Below are 17,303 nucleotides of genomic sequence, written 5' to 3' on the forward strand. Positions count from 1 at the left end.
GCCGAGTATCTCTGAAGCGCAGCAGGACTCAGGCACTGACATGTCGGGAACTCTTCGTCTCCCCGTCCGACTAACTCATAGGTGAGATATCGCAACACCGAGCACCGCACCGTCGAGCCTGCATAGGGAGATCTAGATGTGACAGCCCCGATCTGGATGGCTGTTCCGCCGGAAGCGCACTCGACTCTGTTGAGCGCCGGTCCCGGTCCGGGATCATTGCTCGCTGCCGCTGAGCAATGGCGCCAGCTTAGTTATCAATACAGTTCCACTGCAGCCGAATTGACCCAACTGCTGGCCGAAGTGCAGGCCGGCAGTTGGCAAGGGTCCAGCGCAGCACAGTATGTTGCGGCGCATACTCCGTATTTGGCCTGGCTTGAGCAGGCCGCTGTTGACAGCGCCGTTGTCGCTACACAGCAGGACATGGTCGCCGCCGCCTACAGCACTGCCTTAGCCGTCATGCCTACGCTGGCTGAGCTGGCCGCCAATCACATCACTCATGGAGCGTTGCTCGGCACCAACTTCTTCGGCATCAACACCATCCCGATCGCGCTCAACGAGGCCGATTACGTCCGGATGTGGATTCAGGCCGCGCAGACAATGGGTACTTACCAGGTTGTCACAGAGATGGCCACCTCGGCGGTACCGGCTGTGCAACCAGCACCACCCATTCTCGCTCCGGGTGGCGAGGTTTCGAGCAGCCAACTCAACGTGGTGGGTTCGATCGAACAGCTCATCAAGGACATTGCGGACTTTATCGCCGATCCGTACAAGTACTTTCTGCAGTTTTTCCAGGGGCTCGGATTCAGCCCCGAGGTCGCCCTGATCTTGACCGGTATTGCCGCGGCGTTGTACGAGGTGATCTGGATTCCCTACTATCTGTCGTATTCCCTTTTGCTTCTACCCTTCTTCGCGCCAGCGCTGAGCGCACTGAGCGCACTGAGCGCCCTGAGTGCGCTCGGCCTACTGCTCAACAGGGATCCGCTGCCGGCCGGACTGACGCCGGGGCCGGCTGAATCCAGCCCTGCTCGTCAGCCCGGCTCAAGCCTGGATGCTGGGGTGACGCTGGCCCCCTCGGCCAGCCCAAGTGCAGGCTCGCAGGCCGGCAGCCCCACTCCGAATTCACCCACTTCGGCTCCGGCGGGCAGTCCCGCACCGTCGCCCACCATCGGCTACCTCGTGCCGGGTCTGGCACCGCCCGGCGTGGGTTCAGGTCCCAAAACCGGCGCGAAGTCATCCGACGTCGCCGTCGACATGGTCAGCGCCCTCGCCGCTGCCAGAGCGTCGGCCGCTGCCCGCCGCCGCGAGAAACACACCAGCAAGAACCGGGGACGGGCGCGCGGCTATCGTTACGAATTCCTTGATGCAACACCGTCCGCGAAACCCGGTGATCCCTCGGGCACAGCTCAACACGCGTCCACCTCAGCGGGTAGTCATGGTGCGGGACCCATCGGCTTTGCCGGCGCCGCGCCGATCGCAGCGGAAGTTTCTGCGGCCGGATTGACCGAGCTTTCCACCGACAGCACGAGGGAATCTCTCCCCCTACTCCCCGCCAACTGGTCAATTGACGACAAGGAAAACCGGGACCCCAGCGGAGGGAACTTTTCACCACCGTGATTCGACTGTTGATGAGTTGGCGCTGTCCTCGTGATCGGAGTGCGCTCGAGCCTGACCGAAGCAGCAAAAAAGAGAAACGAGGAGTAGAGGGTAGATGTCTCTCAATGTGAAAGGCGAGGGTCTGGGGGCGCAAGTCACCGGGATCGATCCGCACAACCTGGACAGTGTTACCAGAGACGAGATTCGTGAACTCGTATACAGCAACAAGCTCATTGTCCTCAAAGATGTCCATCCGAGCCCGGAACAGTTCCTCGAGCTAGGCCGGATAGTCGGCGATATCGTCACCTACTACGAGCCGATCTATCACCACAAAGAGTTTCCGGAGATCTTCGTCTCGTCCACCGAGCAAGGTCAGGGTGTTCCGAAAACTGGTGCGTTCTGGCACATCGACTACATGTTCATGCCGGAACCGTTCGCCTTCTCGATGGTGGTGCCTCTGGCAGTTCCCGGAAGTGATCGGGGAACCTACTTCATCGATCTCAACAAGGTGTGGGAGTCGCTTTCCCCGGCTCAGCAGGAACCCGCTCGCGGAACATTCAGTACCCATGATCCCCGGCGCCACATCAAGATCCGGCCAAGCGATGTGTACAAGCCGATCGGGGAGGTGTGGGCAGAGATCAGCAAGACCACGCCACCCATCAAGTGGCCCACGGTGATCAGGCACCCGATGACCGGCGAAGAGATCCTCTACATCTGCGCGTCTGGCACCAGTAAAATTGAGGATAAGGACGGAAACGTTCTCGACCCAGCGATACTGAACGAACTGATGACCGCCACAGGGCAACTCGATCCCGAATTTAGTTCGCCGTTCATCCACACCCAGCATTACGAGGTCGGAGATATCGTGTTGTGGGACAACCGCGTTCTCATGCATCGCGCCAAACACGGCACGGCGTCGGGCACTCTCACGACCTACCGCCTGACGATGTTGGACGGCCTCACGACGCCGGGGTACGCCGTATGAGTACCGCCGATCTGACGCCCGCCGCTGCCGCCTTTGCCGGGCCCGAGGCCCAGGTCTCCGAGACCGCCCCGATCGATGAGGATCTGCTCGTCAGAGTGCTCGAGCCGTACTCGTACAAGGACTGCCGCTACCTATTGGACGCCCAGTACAAAGCCACCGAGGATTCGGTCTTCGCGCTCGGGAACTTCAGCATCACCGAGTCGGCCTACATTCGCGGCACCGGGCACTTCAATGCGGCAGAGTTTCTGATTGCCTTCAATCAACTTGCCTACAGCGCCTTTGCGCCGGCGATCCTCAACGAGGAGATTCCGGTGCTGAGGGGGTGGTCGATAGCAGATTACTTCGACTACCAGCTTCCCAGCATGCTGATCAAGACGTCATCCTTGCGCTTCCGGCGCCCGATCAACGCACCGAAGTTCTCGGCACGCCTGCTGTGCAAGGATTTTGAGATCGTCGAACGAACCTGGCGCTATCTGAAGGTCCCGTGCACCATCGAGTTCTGGGACGAGGACGGTGGGGCTGCATCAGGTGATGTCGAACTCGCAGCCCTCAATATTCCGTAATCGACCGCCAGGGAAGAGGTCATAGGTATGTCCCAGTCAGCGCCTACCGTGCTGGGTCGGGTCTTGGTGCAGGCGCGGCAGCGGCCTGAGGCGATAGCCTTACGCCGCTGCGACGGTGCCAGCGCCATTCGGTATGGCGAGCTCATAGCCCAGGTGGACAGGCTGGCCGCCGAGCTTCGGGCGCACTCGGTGTCACAGGGATCGCGGGTGCTCGTGATATCGGACAACGGACCCGAGACATATCTGTCGGTGCTGACCTGTGCCAAGCTCGGGGCAATCGCCGTCATGGTGGATGGCAATCTGCCACCCGCTACCATCGACCGCTTCTCGCAGATCACTGATCCCAGCGCGGTTCTCGTCGCGTCGGGAATTCGGATCGGGCCTGCCGACGTGCCGGGGACTCTCCGCGCGACGCCGGCGATCTGGGTCGATATCGCCTCTGGCGCAGATGATTCCAGCAGCTCCCTGACTGCGGCTGCGGATTCAGCCGATAGTTCCGTAGACCAGGGTCCGGAAACTCCACTGGCGATGATCTTCACCAGCGGCACCACCGGCGAGCCAAAGGCCGTGCTGCTGCCCAATCGCACCTTCTTCGCCGTCGCAGATATCTTGCAGGAGGAAGGCCTGAACTGGATCAGTTGGGTCATCGGCGAGACCACGTACTCGCCATTGCCGGCAACGCATATCGGCGGACTCTGGTGGATCCTCAACTGTTTGATGCACGGCGGGGTGTGCGTTACCGGCGGCGAGGCCACCTCGTTGCTGACGGAGACTTTCACCGCGAATGAGGTCGCAACGACATGCCTGGTTCCCACTCTTGTCTCCAGGCTGGTTTCCGAAGTGAAGGCCGGCGCGGCGCTTCCGTCGTCTCTGCGTCTGGTTGGATACGGCGGTTCCCGGGCGATCGCCTCGGATATCAGCTTCGTCGAAGCGGCCGGTATCCGTACTGCGCAGGTCTACGGATTGAGTGAGACCGGTTGCACCGCTTTGTGTCTCCCAACCGGTGATGACTCGATATCCAAAATCGAGAAGGGTGCAGTCGGACGCCCGTATCCCGGTGTGGAGGCGTACCTCGCCGATGGCGGCGGATCGCCCGCTCAGCCCGATGGAGCTCCGTCAGCGCCGTCCGGCACCTTGTGGATAAAGTCACCGGCAAACATGCTGGGGTACTGGAACAATCCGGAACGTACTCAAGAGGTTCTGGTCGACGGATGGGTGAACACCGGCGACCTTCTGGAGCGCCATGAGGATGGTTTCTTCTACATCAAGGGGCGAGCGTCGGAGATGATCATCTCCGGTGGAGTGAACATCGCCCCCGATGAGGTCGACCGCATTGCGGAGGATGTTGCTGGTGTCCGAGAGGCTGCGTGCTACGAAATCCCCGATTCTGAGTTCGGGGCACTAGTGGGACTGGCCGTGGTCCCGGCGACAGACCTCGAGCAGTCGGAAGTCCGCAAACTCAAGCACGCGATTGCGGCACGCTATCGGCGGGAGTCCGAGTCGATGGCGCGTCCGTCGTCGATTGTGATCGTTGCCGATATTCCGCGAACTCAGTCCGGGAAAGTCATGCGGGCATCGCTGGCTGCGGCCGTCGCCGGTGGCGCGGTAGTTCGTGACTGAGACGCTGCGCGAGAGGATCCTCGCTGCCATAGCGGAGGTGCTCTATATCGACGAGTCGGACCTCATCGACGGCGACGCAACCGATCTCAGAGATCTCGGGCTGGATTCTGTTCGATTCGTACTCCTGATGAAACAGCTCGGTGTGGATCGCGAATCCGAACTGCCGGCCCGGTTGGCCGACAACCTGTCGATCGCGGGCTGGGTTCGGGAGCTGGAGCAGTTGCGTGACATCCGCTGACGACGCTCGCGGGCCGCGAGTTCCGTTAAGCAGGTCTCAACAGAACATTTTCCACGGGGTGCTGCAGGACGGCGACCCCTCGCTGTATCTCATCGGGCGGCGTTACCGATTCCACCCGTTGGAACGGCCGGCATTCCTGGCCGCGCTGAGAGCGACGGTGCTTGAGAACCCCGTTCAGCTGTGTGTTCTCGAGGCGTCGCAGACCGAGTTCGGCTATCCGGATCTGGTGCCGCGGTTGCAGTTGCGCGACGTCGTGCGTGAGCAATCGGACGCGCAGTGCCAGCGCGGTTCCACTGACGTCGAGCTCAGCCGCACGTGGGAGTCTGGCATCATCGCGAAACCGCTCGTGCGCTACACGGTGCGGACCGACCCCCGCGGTGATGTGTCGGGCCTTGACGTTCACGCGCATCACATCCTGCTTGACGGCGGCGCGACGGGGCTCATCGAAGCTGATCTGGCGCGACACCTGGGAACCGGTCGCTCTGTCGAGCTTCCCAGTGCCATCGAGGGTTTGGGCAGGCTGACCCAGGCGCACCAGCGCGAGGCGACCAGGGTGGCGGAATCGCTGGAGCGGCTCGCCGAGATGGTGCAGCGTGAGCTCGAAGACCAGGCGCGCCACGGCGGGTACGGCCAACACTCGAGCGATACTCCTGGGACAGTGGCCAAGGGGGTCCTGCGCGAATCTGTCGGGATCTCCGGGGATGCATACGACGCGATCGTCACGCTCTCGGAGGTCGAGCAGATCCCGCTCAACGTGCTGGTTGCTGCCGCGGCAGTCGCGGTGGACGCCGGTCTTCGGCAGAGTGCCGAGAGCCTGCTGGTTCACGCGGTGGATAACCGGTTCGGCGAACCCGATCTGAATGTTGCAACATGCCTGGTCAACTCGGTGGCGCAGGTGGTGCGGTTTCCTGCGTTCGCGTCGGTGGCGGATGTCGCTCGAATTCTTGACCGGGGCTACGTCAAGGCGTTGAGACGCCGGTGGCTGCGTGAGGAGCACTACCGCCGGAGGTATCTGGCGATCAACCGGACATCTCATGTAGAGGCGCTGGCGCTCAACTTCCTGCGGGAGCCGTGTGCCCCCGAGCTTCGCCCTTACATGGCCGAGTCGCCGGTGACCACCGATATCGGTCCGGTAGAGGGACTGACGGTGGCATCCGTATTGGACGAGGAACAGCGCACACTCAATCTCAGTATCTGGAGCCGGGCCGACCTGCCCGAGAGCACATCCCACGTCGGAATCGCCGAACGGATGTCTGCGGTGCTCGAAGCGATGCCGGCGATGTGGCAAAGCCCCCTCGCGATGACGGTCGGCGAGTGGTTCGGGCTCACTGCAGAAGGGCAAATTGACCAAGGTGATTCGACAAACCACACAGAGCAGACGCCGATATCTGCGTGGTTTCTGGATCGTAGCGGTGGAGTCGGCCACACTCTTGAGAAGCGCCCTGGCGTATACCGCTGGGTGGCCTGGTTGGCGGAGAACGGCGCCGAGCCCGGTGATGTCGTGGTGCTCACCGATGACGACACCGACAAGACCGTCGATCTCCTGATCGCCTCCCACCTGGCCGGCTGTGGCTACAGTGTCTGCGACACCGCGGATGAGGTTGGGAAGCGTGCGAACTCGATTGCCGAGCAGGGCGGCGCCGTTGCCACGCATATTGTGGCTGTCGCCGCCACCGTGCTGTCGCCGGGTCTGGACCGCGAGCGTCGGAGAATCGCCGACAGACGTATCGAACAGGTTGCCCACGACACCGAGCTGGCCGGCAAGACCGCCTACATCATGGCGACTTCGGGCTCGACCGGAGCGCCCAAACTCGTCCGGGTTTCGCACGGGTCCTTAGCGCTCTTTTGTGACGCGATCAGGGCCTCCTATGGGTGGGGGCCGCAGGACACGATTCTGCAGTGTGCGCCGTTGACCTCGGATATCAGCGTCGAGGAGATCTTCTGCGGCGCGTTCTGTGGGTCGGAGTTCATCCGATCGACGGCGATTAAGATGGGCGACCTGCCCTCGCTCGCAGCAGATCTCGTCGACAAGGGCCCGACGGTCGTCGACCTGCCGACCGCAGTGTGGCATCTGTTGTGTGAGGACGTCGACGCGATGGAGATGGTCGGTCGTTCTCGCCTGCGTCAGATCGTAATCGGCGGTGAAGCGATCCGCCCGGCCGCCGTCGACAAGTGGATGGATTCTGCTGCTTCGCAGCGGATGTCACTGTTGTCGACGTATGGCCCCACCGAGGCCACCGTCGTCGTCACTTATCTGCCGGTCGTCTGCGACGGCTCGGCCATCCCGGCTGGTGCCCGACTCCGGCTGGGTCGGCCGATCACACCGGACACCGTCTTCATCGCCTTCGGTGAGGTCGTCATCGTCGGGGATCTGGTCTCATCGGGCTATCTCGGCTCGGCCGGAGGCAGTTTCGGCGCCGTACACACCGCTGACGGTTCACGCCGTCGTGCCTTCGCCACCGCGGATCGGGTGATTGTTGACGAGCAGGGGTTTCCGGTGTTCGCCGGACGACGGGACGCCATCGTCAAGATCTCGGGCAAGCGTGTCGATACCGCCGAGGTGACCAGGCGCATCTCTGAGGACCCCGCTGTCGCCGATGTCGCCGTGGCGCTGCACAACGGTGGACTGGGGGTGTGGTTCGAAACGCACCGCACCCGAGAAGGAGTCGACGATCCCGGGGCGGCGACGCGTATCAGGCTGATTCTGGTGAGCTTGAGGGTGTCGTCGTTCTTCGTCCTCGGAGTGCCGAGTATCCCCCGGAAAGCGAACGGGAAAGTCGACAGCGAGAGTCTCTGGGTAACAACACAGCTCGAGGCCATCCAGGGTGATGCCGGGTCCGGCGAAAAGGCGGCTGGTCTCGCCCAGATCTGGAGCCGTCATCTGGGAAGAGTCATCGAGCCGGACTCCTCTCTGGTCGACGAGGGGATCGGGTCGTTGGATCTCATCAGGATCCTCCCCGACACGCGCGCTTATCTGGGCCGGCACCTGTTGATCCTCGATCTGATCAGTGCGGACACCGCAGCCAACCTCGTCGACGACGAACCGCACGTCGACACCTGGATGGATGCCGGCACTGCTGCTGAGATCGAACATGATTTCGGCTCGCTACCAACGCAATCGGTTCCTGACGGGGGGAGTGTCAAGCGCGCCTCGAATCACCCCGCGGACCAAGCAATCCTGGTGCTCGGCGCCTCGGGAATACTCGGAACGGGATTTGCCCAGGCGGTCCTGGAACTCCGACGGGCAGGTGTCTGGGTTCCCGAGGTGGTTTTGGCCACCAGATCAGCACTCCCAGAGCGCGATCCGTGGGTAACACTGCGAGATGTCGACGGGGTGCGGGTCGAGCAGATCTCCGCCGGGTTCAGCCCTGAGGAACTGGGCGAGCTGATCGGTGACGTGGGTGCCGGAACCGTGGTGAACTGCATCGGCAACACCAATGTGGTGGTGCCCTATCGCGATCTTCGGTCGGCAAATGTGAAGCTTGTTTCCGCGATGGTCGAGGCCTGCTCCAGCTGGGATGCTCGGTTGGTGCAGTTGTCGACGTTCGTTGTCAACTCGGATGTGACCGCGCCGCGAGTCACCGATCCGCGATCTGCGCCGTATCCCTATGCCGCATCCAAATCGCTTGCGGAATTGGTCGTGGCGCGATCGCCGCACGAGCTCGATTTCACCATCGTGCGCTTGCCGCGAGTACTGGGTGAACCGGATCAACTGCGCGATTCCGCTGACATCTTGGCCTCGATCGTTGACGCCTGTATCGCGTTGCGGGGTTATCCTGCCGTGAATTTGATCGAGCAGGTCACCACCGGACGGGCGGCCGCGGCGGGAATCCTGGGGCTGTTGCCGGAGGTGGCAGGCCCGGTTGAGCTAGGACGCGGAATCACGGTGGTACGCGGTGCGGCCGTGAACTACGCACAGTTTCTCAGTGCGTTCACCGACGACGAAGTCGATGTCGCGCAGTGGAAGGAGCGACTGGATCAAAGCGACTGGGCGAAGCGAAATCCGAGACGGTGGTCGGCGATCGATGCCTGGATCACTCTGGGGATGAGACTCGGTACCCGAACCTATTCGGAGTACCTGGCCGAGTATCCGACCGTCGACCTCGGCATCGAAGCCGTCGATGATCTTGACACGACACCGCATTCACTTCGGACATTGTTGACGTGCGGGCTTTCCCACGATGTCTCCGAAGTCGTGTGCTGATCCGAGAGTTGCGGACTCAATCATGTTCTCCCCCAAACCCGTCGGGAACCAGGGTGCCTCCGCGGACGACCCTTGTTACGACAGGCTCTACCCAGGTTTTCCAAAGGAGAATTTAAGGATGCTCAAAGCTGACGCGTCAACGACACGAGGTGGCCGCATCTGGCCGGTTATGCCACTGATGATGGGCGGGTTGGCTTTCGCGGGTGTGGCGGCCGTCCTGCTCGCGCAGCACGACGGGGCGCCGTCGACCGTCATGGCCGACCAGTCAAAGACCATCGCCTACACCTTGACGTCCGGGGAAAAGCCACTGGTGGATGATCCGGCCTATCTCTATCTGTTCGGGGTCGGCGGCAATTTCCCAAGCGACTCAGCTGCTAGTGCCAAAAGTAGCGTGCAGTCCGCGGCACTGACGATTCCCACTCTCAGCAACCCCGGTGGTGCGTTTCTCGGGCTGGTTGGGCCAGGCGGGCTTCTGATCGGAGATGGACTCAATGGGGCCAATGCCTACGTCGATGCGAGTGGAGTCCTCCACCAGGCGCAAGCCGGGGGTAACGGCGGGCTGTTGTGGGGTAGCGGCGGTGCTGGTGGCCAGGGGCTCGATGCGGGGTTCGTTACGGTTACCGATCCGACCACGGGCCTGACGCAAAGTGTGTACCACGCAGCCGCCAATGGTGGCGCCGGCGGCAACAGCGGTTTGATCTACGGCAGCGGGGGCAACGGAGGCAACGGTGGTAACGCGACCGGGACCGGGGGGACGGCTCTCAGCGGCAAGGCCGGAGATGGCGGCAACGGTGGCCGCGCAGGCTTTTTCATCGGTGACGGCGGTAGCGGCGGCAACGGTGGAATCAGCGATGTCACCAACCTGAACGCGGTCGGTGGTAGCGGCGGTAACGGCGGGCAGGCAGGCCTGGTGCCGGGATTCTTCAACGGATGGCTCTTTGTCACGAACAACGGCGGCTACGGTGGCTATGCCCTGGCGAAGGGCTACGTCACCGAGACGGATGCGGACGGCAATGTCGTCACCCGGGCAGCCGACGCCTTTGGCGGCAATGGTGGCAACGGTGGCAACGGCACCTTTGGCATCGCCGGCAGCGGCACCAATAATCCTGCATTCCCGTCCTACGGCAACGGCTATGCCTCCTCGCAGTACGGCAACGCCACCGGTGGAAAGGGCGGAAGCGGCGGCAGCAGTATCAGTGGCACCGGCGGCAATGGGAGCGACGGAGGCGGCGCCGACGCCGACGCAGGCACCGCCACCGCTGGAGCCGGCGGTACCGGCGGCGGGGTGTGGTCCGATGGTACCGGTGGTAACGGTGGTAATGGTGGAACTGCCGGCCAGAACAGCAACGCTGGGACTGCTATCGGTGGCGCCGGCGGGGCCGCTGGCGCCACGCCGTTCGGTAATGGCGGTAATGGCGGTAATGGCGGCAACGCCAACGGGAAGGGCGATGCCACCGCGGGCGCCGGCGGTACCGGTGGGGGCTCGCTGACCGGCGGTAACGCCGGTAACGCCGGCAATGGCGGCAGCGCCGTCTCCACCTCGTCGGGCAACGCCAAGGGCGGTGCCGGTGGCACTGGCGGTGCTGGCGGCATCACCAATGCCGGTGGTAAAGGCGGCAATGGTGGCAACGCCAAGTCCAGTGGTGGCAGCAGCAAGGAGACCGGCGGCGCGGCAGGCGCCGGTGGTCGCGGCGGCATCGGCGGCAATGCCGGTGGTAGCGGTAGCGCCGGGAACAAAGGGTCGAATGCTTCGTAGCATCGACATTCGCATGAAGAAACGCACGTGATGAGGGATGGGCCGTCGAGCCGCTGTGGCCGACGGCCCATCCGTCGTTTACCGTTCCGGACGGCCCTGGCGGTCACCCGCCGCGGCGTCAAGCCTGGTCGTACATCGCCCGCACGGTTGTGATGGTGTCGGCTTCGGCGGGACCCTTGTCATCGCGGTAGCGCAGTACCCGCGCGAACCGCAGTGCCAACCCGCCGGGGTACCGAGATGACGCCTGGACACCGTCGAAGGCGATCTCGACGACCTGTTCGCGACGGACTTCGACGACATAGCCGTCGGTCCCCGCGGTGGCGAGCTCGGTGAATCGTGTGGTCTGCCAGTCCAACATCGTGTCGGTCATCCCTTTGAACGTCTTACCGAGCATGACGTAGCCACCGGTGTCCGGGTCGCGTGCGCCGAGATGGATGTTCGACAGCGTGCCGGTGCGCCGCCCCGATCCCCATTCGACGGCGAGCACCACCAGGTCGAGGGTGTGGACGGGTTTGACCTTCAACCAGCCGGCACCGCGGCGACCGGCCTCGTATGCCGACGTCGGCGATTTCGCCATCACACCCTCATTGCCGGCGGCCAGTGTTGCGGCCAGGAATTGTTGCGCAGCAACAGCATCGGAGGTCTGTAGCCGGTCGATCCGATTGGTGGACGGGATGATTGAGTCCAGGGCGGCCAGGCGGTCGGTGGTCGGCGCGTCCAGCAGATCGGTGCCGTCGAGGTGCAGCAGGTCGAAGAAGAACACCGACAGCGGCTGCTCCTCGTCTCTGGCCGCGCGCTGCGCGAACCGCGACGCCGTGATCTGGAAGCGATGCGGGCGACCATCCGGGCGCATAGCAATGGCCTCACCGTCGGCGATCAGGTGGTGCACCGGCAGGGCCAGGGTGGCCGCGACGACCTCGGGCAGGCGCGCGGTGACGTCGTCGAGGCTGCGGGTGTAGACCGTCACGTCGTCGCCGCGACGGTGGATCTGGACTCGCGCGCCGTCCAGCTTGGCCTCGAAAATCGCTGTACCGCCCAGCTTTTCGAGAGCAACGGATACGTCGGTTGCGGTCTGGGCCAACATCGGGCCGACGGGGCGGCCGACTCGCAAGGTGAAGTCCGACAGCGCTGCGGTGCCGCCGGTGATACCCGCGGCGGCCACCGCGGGCAGGTCGCCGCCGAGCATCGCTGCCCGCCGTACCGCCGCGGCGGGGATGTCCGCCGCCTTGGCCACCGCATCGGACATCAGTCCGACAAGCGCACCCTGGCGTAGTTCACCGCCGAGCAGCCGCCGCAGGAAGGTCTGCTCGATGTCGGTGGCCGCCGCGAACAGGTCGGCCAGGAGCTGGGCGCGCCGGCCCTGCGAGCCCTTACCCGCCACCGCGCCGATCGTGGTGAACGCGGTATCGACATCCGCGACGGTCAGCGTGGGCAGGGTCGCGGAGGCGGGCAACGATCGCAGGGCGGCCCAGCCGACACCGATCTGGCGTTGCGGCAGTTCACCGGAGAGCCACGACACGATGATCGCGATCTCCGCGGCTCCCAGGTCGGCGCTGCCCAGCAGCCCGGCGATCCGAGCCACCTTGGCCAGCCGTGATGACGCCGAACCCACATCGATGGATGCGGTGGCGATCTCGTTGAGTGGCATCGCTGCGCCGTGTCCCGTCATGTGACGGTGAAGTCAACCCCGTGCCAGCCGCTCGCACCGTCGGGGACCGGGTCGGCGATGTCTGCGGTCTGCACGGCGCCGGTGTTGTCGGTGGCCCTGACCGTGATGGTGTGCTGACCGGGTGTGCTGGCCTGCCACGGGAAACTCCACAACCGCCAGGTGTCGTTCGAATAGCTCGCACCCAGCTGAGCCGGCTGCCAGATGCCTTGCCCCGCTGGGCTGTCTATCCGCACCTCGACGGTGCGGATGCCGCGGGTCTGAGCCCAGGCGACCCCGCCGAACGTCACCGGCCCGGCGGCCATGTCCTGACCACTGCGTGGCACGTCGACACGGGACTCGGTCTTGATGGGCCCGCGTTCTGACCACCCGAGCCTCGTCCAATACGCCTTGGCCCGATCGAATCTGGTGAGCTCCAGGTCGACGACCCATTTGGTGGCCGAGACGTAACCGTAGAGGCCGGGGACCACCAGCCGGGCCGGATAGCCGTGTTCGATCGGCAGCGGCTGGCCGTTCATGCCGATCGCCAACAGCGCGTCGCGCCCGTCGGTCAGGGCTTCGACCGGTGTGCCGGCGGTGAAGCCGTCGATCGACGTCGAGAGCACCATGTCCGCCTGCGGGTGAATGCCCGCCTTCGCGAGCAGATCCCGCACTCGGTACCCGGTCCAGGTGGCGTTCGAGATCAGGTCACCGCCCACGGGATTGGAGACACACGTCAGCGTCACGACCTTCTCGATGACCTCCAGATCGTGCAGATCCTGGAAGCCGTAGGTGATTTCGTGGTCCACCATGCCGTGAATCTTCAGCCGCCACTCCTGCTGGCTGAGCTGCGGAACACTCAGCGCGGTGTCGATCCGGTAGAAGTCCGCGTTGCTCGTGATGAACGTCGGCTTCGGCAGCCCGGCCGGTTGGACGGCCGGATTGATCGGTGGCGCAGGGATAGTGGGGCGGGGCAGAACGAACGTCTGCCGGTCGTCGGCGACGGAGTGCAGGCGTCGACTCCACAGCGCGCCGCCGACGCCGGAGGCTACGCCGACGCCGAGCAGGCCCAGTACCGCCAGCGACAGTCGCCGGCCCGGATCGGTACCGGTGGGATCCTCCTGGCCGTCGCCGATCCGCCCCGAGGTGAGCAGCCGCAGCACCGCTATCCCGCACACCGTGCCGATCACCGTCGGGATGACGTCGAGCAGCGTGCCTTCGGCCCGGGACAGAACCGCCGCGGCGCCAGCCAGACCGGCCAGTCCGATGGCGATACTGCCGACCGGCCGCCTGCGGGTTTCGTAGGCGGCGGTCAGCGCGGCGATGACGGCAATTGCGATGAGCACCGCCACTGCGAGGAAAAGCTTGTCGGCGGTGCTGAACAGTCGGATCGCGAGTTCTTTGACCGGACCCGGCGTCAGATCGATGACGGCCGAGCCGACCGACGTTCGCGAGTCTGCAGCGGGACCGAAGGGCACCGCGGCCAATTGCGTGACACCCAGGGCCACCGCTGCCGCGGCGATACCGCACAACATCCGCATGTCTTTAGCGGATCTAGCCATGCAGCCAAGGTACCTGGGCCGCCTGCTGGACACCGGCGCTGCACCGAATTCGTGGCCTTACAGATCTGTGACGATCTGTTTCGCGGGGGATAAGGGTTACTCAATTTCGGCGGCCAGTTACTCTGCTGGACGGGCAGGCTCGGAAGGAACCGATCGAGGAGGTTTGAGTGGAGATCAACGGTAAGAAGGTCGTCGTCATCGGAGGCGCCTCCGGTATGGGCCGGGCCTCGGCGGAGCTGCTGGCGGCCAAGGGTGCCAGCGTCGCCATCCTGGACAGGGAGGGCTCCGACGGGAAAGAGGTCGCCGACGGTCTGGACGGCAGCTTCTACACCGTCGACGTCACCGACTTCGAAGGCACCGAGCAGACGCTGGCCGCCGCCGTCGAGGCACTCGGTGGACTGCACGTGGTCGTCACCACGGCCGGTGGCGGCATCGGGGAGCGCACGCTTGGCAAGGCCGGTCCGCACAGCCTGGACACGTTTCGCAAGACCATCGACCTGAATCTCGTTGCGTCGTTCAACATTAGCCGGCTGGCCGCCTCGCACATGGCCAAGAACGAGCCCGAGGACGAAGAGCGTGGCGTCATCATCAACACGGCGTCGATCGCCGCCTTCGAAGGTCAGATCGGCCAGGTCGCCTACACCGCGGCGAAGGCAGGTATAGCGGGGATGTGCCTGACCATGGCCCGTGATCTCGGGTCGTTGGGCATCCGGGCGCTGGCCATCGCACCGAGCCTGTTCGCGACCGGGCTGACCAAGGGCATCCCCGACGAATTCGCCGACGCGTTGACCAAAGACGCGGCCTTCCCCAAGCGGCTGGGCCGGCCGGAGGAGTACGCCAAACTGGTGGCGGCCATCGTGGACAACCCGATGCTCAACGGTCAGTGCCTGCGGCTGGACGCCGGGCAGCGCTTCGCGCCGAAGTAATCGCCGGTGGGCGGTCAGGCCCAATAAGTACACTCTAATTTCATGGGCATTGCACTGACCGATGATCATCGCGAGCTCAGCGAGGTCGCCCGGGGATTCCTGACCGCACAGAAGGCACGGGCCGCCGCCCGCGACCTGCTGGACGCACCGGAGGAGGCGCGCCCACTGTTCTGGGCCGACCTGGCCGACCTCGGTTGGCTGGGTCTGCACATCGACGAGGAGTACGGCGGTTCCGGCTACGGGCTGCCCGAGCTGATCGTCGTGATCGAGGAACTCGGCCGCGCGGTGGCGCCCGGACCGTTCGTGCCGACCGTCGTGGCCTCGGCCGTGATCGCGAAGAACGGCACCGCGCAACAGAAGACGCGGCTGTTGCCGGGGCTGATCGACGGCTCCGTGACAGCAGGTGTCGGCGTCAACGCCGGCATCACTGTCCAGAGTGGTTGTGCCACCGGCGAGGCCGGTGTCGTCCTGGGGGCGGCGCTGGCGGATCTGGTGGTGCTCGTTGCGGGCGACGATGTGCTGGTGATCGAAAGGACCCGCGCTGGGGTGACCGTCACCGTGCCCGACAGTCTCGACCCGACCCGCCGGTCCGGGCGGGTGGTGCTCGATAACGTGACGGTGTCCGACGCCGATGTGCTCACCGGTGCCGCGGCCTCGGCACTGGCGCGGGCCCGCACGCTGTTCGCCGCCGAGGCGATCGGCGGAGCCGCCGACTGCGTGGAATCCGCCGTCGCGTATGCGAAGGTACGGCAACAGTTCGGCCGCACCATCGCCACCTTCCAGGCGATCAAGCACCACTGCGCGAACATGGTGGTGGCCGCCGAGTCCGCGATCGCGTTGGTCTGGGATGCGGCCAGGGCGGAGGCCGAGGACGAGCGCCAGTTCGAACTGATCGCGGCAGCCGCTGCGGCGCAAGCCTTTCCGGCCTATGTCCGCAATGCCGAGTTGAACATCCAGGTGCACGGCGGGATCGGATTCACCTGGGAGCACGACGCGCACCTGCATCTACGCCGGGCGCTGACCCTGCGGGCGTTGCTGGGCGGTGACGGGCCCGCCGCGGACGTCTTCGACGCCACCGCTGCCGGGGTCACCCGCGCCAACAGCCTCGACCTGCCCGCCGAGGCCGAGACGTTGCGGGTGCGGATCCGCGCCGATGCTGCCGAGATCGCCGCCCTCGCCGATGAAGCCCAGCTCGACAAGCTGATCAGCACCGGCTACGCGATGCCGCATTGGCCGAGGCCGTGGGGCCGTGCCGCCGACGCCGTCGAGCAGTTGGTGATCGATGAGGAGTTCACCGCCGCCGGTATCAAACGACCCGACTACTCGATCACCGGTTGGGTGATCCTCACTCTGGTACAGCACGGAACGCCCTCGCAAATCGAACGATTCGTCGAGAAGGCCTTGCGGCGAGAAGAGATCTGGTGCCAGCTGTTCTCCGAGCCGGAGGCCGGCTCCGACGCGGCAGGTATCAAGACCCGAGCGGTCAAGGTCGACGGTGGCTGGAAGATCAACGGCCAGAAGGTGTGGACCAGTGGTGCGCACTACTGCGCGCGCGGATTAGCCACCGTCCGAACCGATCCCGATGTACCCAAACACGCAGGCATCACCACCGTCATCATCGATATGACAGCGCCGGGGGTCGAGGTGCGTCCGCTGCGGATGATCACCGGCGGGTCGGAATTCAACGAAGTGTTCTTCAGCGATGTCTTCATCCCCGACGAGGATGTGGTCGGTGAACCCAACACCGGTTGGGCCGTCGCCCGCGCCGCGCTGGGCAACGAGCGGGTCAGCATCGGCGGCGGCTCCGGAGCCGGTTCGGTCCCCGCTGCCGGGTTGATACCACTGGTCGAGCAGTACGGAGATCGATTGGCGGGGGCGCGAATTCGGGTAGGCAACTTCCTGGCCGACGAGCATGCGCTGCGACTGCTGAATCTGCGCAGGGCGGTCCGCAGCATCGAGGGCGCCGGCCCGGGCCCGGAAGGCAATATCACCAAACTGAAACTCGCCGAGCACATGGGTGAACATGCCGCGATCTCGACCGCGTTGCTCGGGCCCGATGCTGCGTTGATGGAGGGGCCGGCCGCGATGGCGGTGCTGTTGACGCTCGGGGCGCGGGGGATGGCGATCGCCGGGGGCACTTCCGAGGTCACCAGGAACCAGATCGCCGAGCGCATCCTCGGCATGCCGCGCGATCCGCTCATCAAATAGTCC

General features: G+C 64.6%; 11 protein-coding genes. 9 read left to right on the forward strand and 2 right to left on the reverse strand.

Annotated features, from left to right (window positions below):
- Nucleotides 1-156 precede the first annotated feature (156 nt).
- The 7 genes from H7J73_RS21205 to H7J73_RS21240 all read left to right on the forward strand — a co-directional run bounded on the left by H7J73_RS21205 (nt 157) and on the right by H7J73_RS21240 (nt 10,959).
- The gene (locus tag H7J73_RS21205) at nt 157-1,614 is read left to right on the forward strand and encodes a PPE domain-containing protein (RefSeq protein ID WP_264069909.1); all 1,458 of its coding nucleotides are present in this window, start codon (nt 157-159) and stop codon (nt 1,612-1,614) included.
- A gap of 94 nt (nt 1,615-1,708) precedes the next feature.
- Nucleotides 1,709-2,578 (forward strand): (3R)-3-[(carboxymethyl)amino]fatty acid oxygenase/decarboxylase, encoded by an 870-nt coding sequence (gene scoE / locus H7J73_RS21210; RefSeq protein ID WP_264069632.1) that lies wholly within the window; start codon nt 1,709-1,711, stop codon nt 2,576-2,578.
- On the forward strand, nt 2,575-3,141 hold the full coding sequence (locus H7J73_RS21215) for an FcoT family thioesterase (RefSeq protein WP_264069633.1): 567 nt from the start codon (nt 2,575-2,577) through the stop codon (nt 3,139-3,141). The genes scoE and H7J73_RS21215 overlap by 4 nt, the downstream gene beginning before the upstream one ends.
- 27 nt (nt 3,142-3,168) lie before the next feature.
- A complete protein-coding gene (fadD10, locus tag H7J73_RS21220; RefSeq protein WP_264069634.1) occupies nt 3,169-4,761 on the forward strand; it encodes a fatty acid--CoA ligase FadD10 in 1,593 nt (530 codons plus the stop codon).
- 4 nt (nt 4,762-4,765) lie between these two features.
- Nucleotides 4,766-4,999, forward strand: a complete 234-nt coding sequence (locus H7J73_RS21225; RefSeq protein WP_264069910.1) for an acyl carrier protein — start codon at nt 4,766-4,768, stop codon at nt 4,997-4,999.
- Complete coding sequence (locus H7J73_RS21230) at nt 4,986-9,203, forward strand: AMP-binding protein (RefSeq protein ID WP_435405550.1); 4,218 nt, start codon at nt 4,986-4,988, stop codon at nt 9,201-9,203. Before H7J73_RS21225 ends, H7J73_RS21230 begins: the two co-directional genes overlap by 14 nt.
- A 118-nt stretch (nt 9,204-9,321) precedes the next feature.
- Complete coding sequence (locus H7J73_RS21240) at nt 9,322-10,959, forward strand: hypothetical protein (RefSeq protein WP_264069635.1); 1,638 nt, start codon at nt 9,322-9,324, stop codon at nt 10,957-10,959.
- A gap of 118 nt (nt 10,960-11,077) precedes the next feature.
- On the opposite strand, the gene H7J73_RS21245 is transcribed toward H7J73_RS21240, so the two are convergent.
- Nucleotides 11,078-12,607, reverse strand: coding sequence for an ATP-dependent DNA ligase (locus H7J73_RS21245; protein WP_264069636.1), 1,530 nt, complete (start codon nt 12,605-12,607; stop codon nt 11,078-11,080).
- 17 nt (nt 12,608-12,624) lie between these two features.
- Nucleotides 12,625-14,166, reverse strand: coding sequence for a molybdopterin-dependent oxidoreductase (locus H7J73_RS21250; protein WP_264069637.1), 1,542 nt, complete (start codon nt 14,164-14,166; stop codon nt 12,625-12,627).
- A gap of 167 nt (nt 14,167-14,333) precedes the next feature.
- Between H7J73_RS21250 and H7J73_RS21255 the strand changes: the two genes are divergently transcribed.
- Together H7J73_RS21255 and H7J73_RS21260 are read left to right on the forward strand one after the other, a co-directional pair.
- The gene (locus tag H7J73_RS21255; RefSeq protein ID WP_264069638.1) at nt 14,334-15,092 is read left to right on the forward strand and encodes an SDR family NAD(P)-dependent oxidoreductase; all 759 of its coding nucleotides are present in this window, start codon (nt 14,334-14,336) and stop codon (nt 15,090-15,092) included.
- 42 nt (nt 15,093-15,134) lie between these two features.
- Nucleotides 15,135-17,300: an acyl-CoA dehydrogenase family protein gene (locus H7J73_RS21260; RefSeq protein WP_264069639.1), complete on the forward strand. Its 2,166-nt coding sequence runs from the start codon at nt 15,135-15,137 to the stop codon at nt 17,298-17,300.
- Nucleotides 17,301-17,303: the final 3 nt, after the last annotated feature.

It is taken from the genome of Mycolicibacterium komossense (genome assembly GCF_025822605.1).
Classification (GTDB): domain Bacteria; phylum Actinomycetota; class Actinomycetes; order Mycobacteriales; family Mycobacteriaceae; genus Mycobacterium; species Mycobacterium komossense.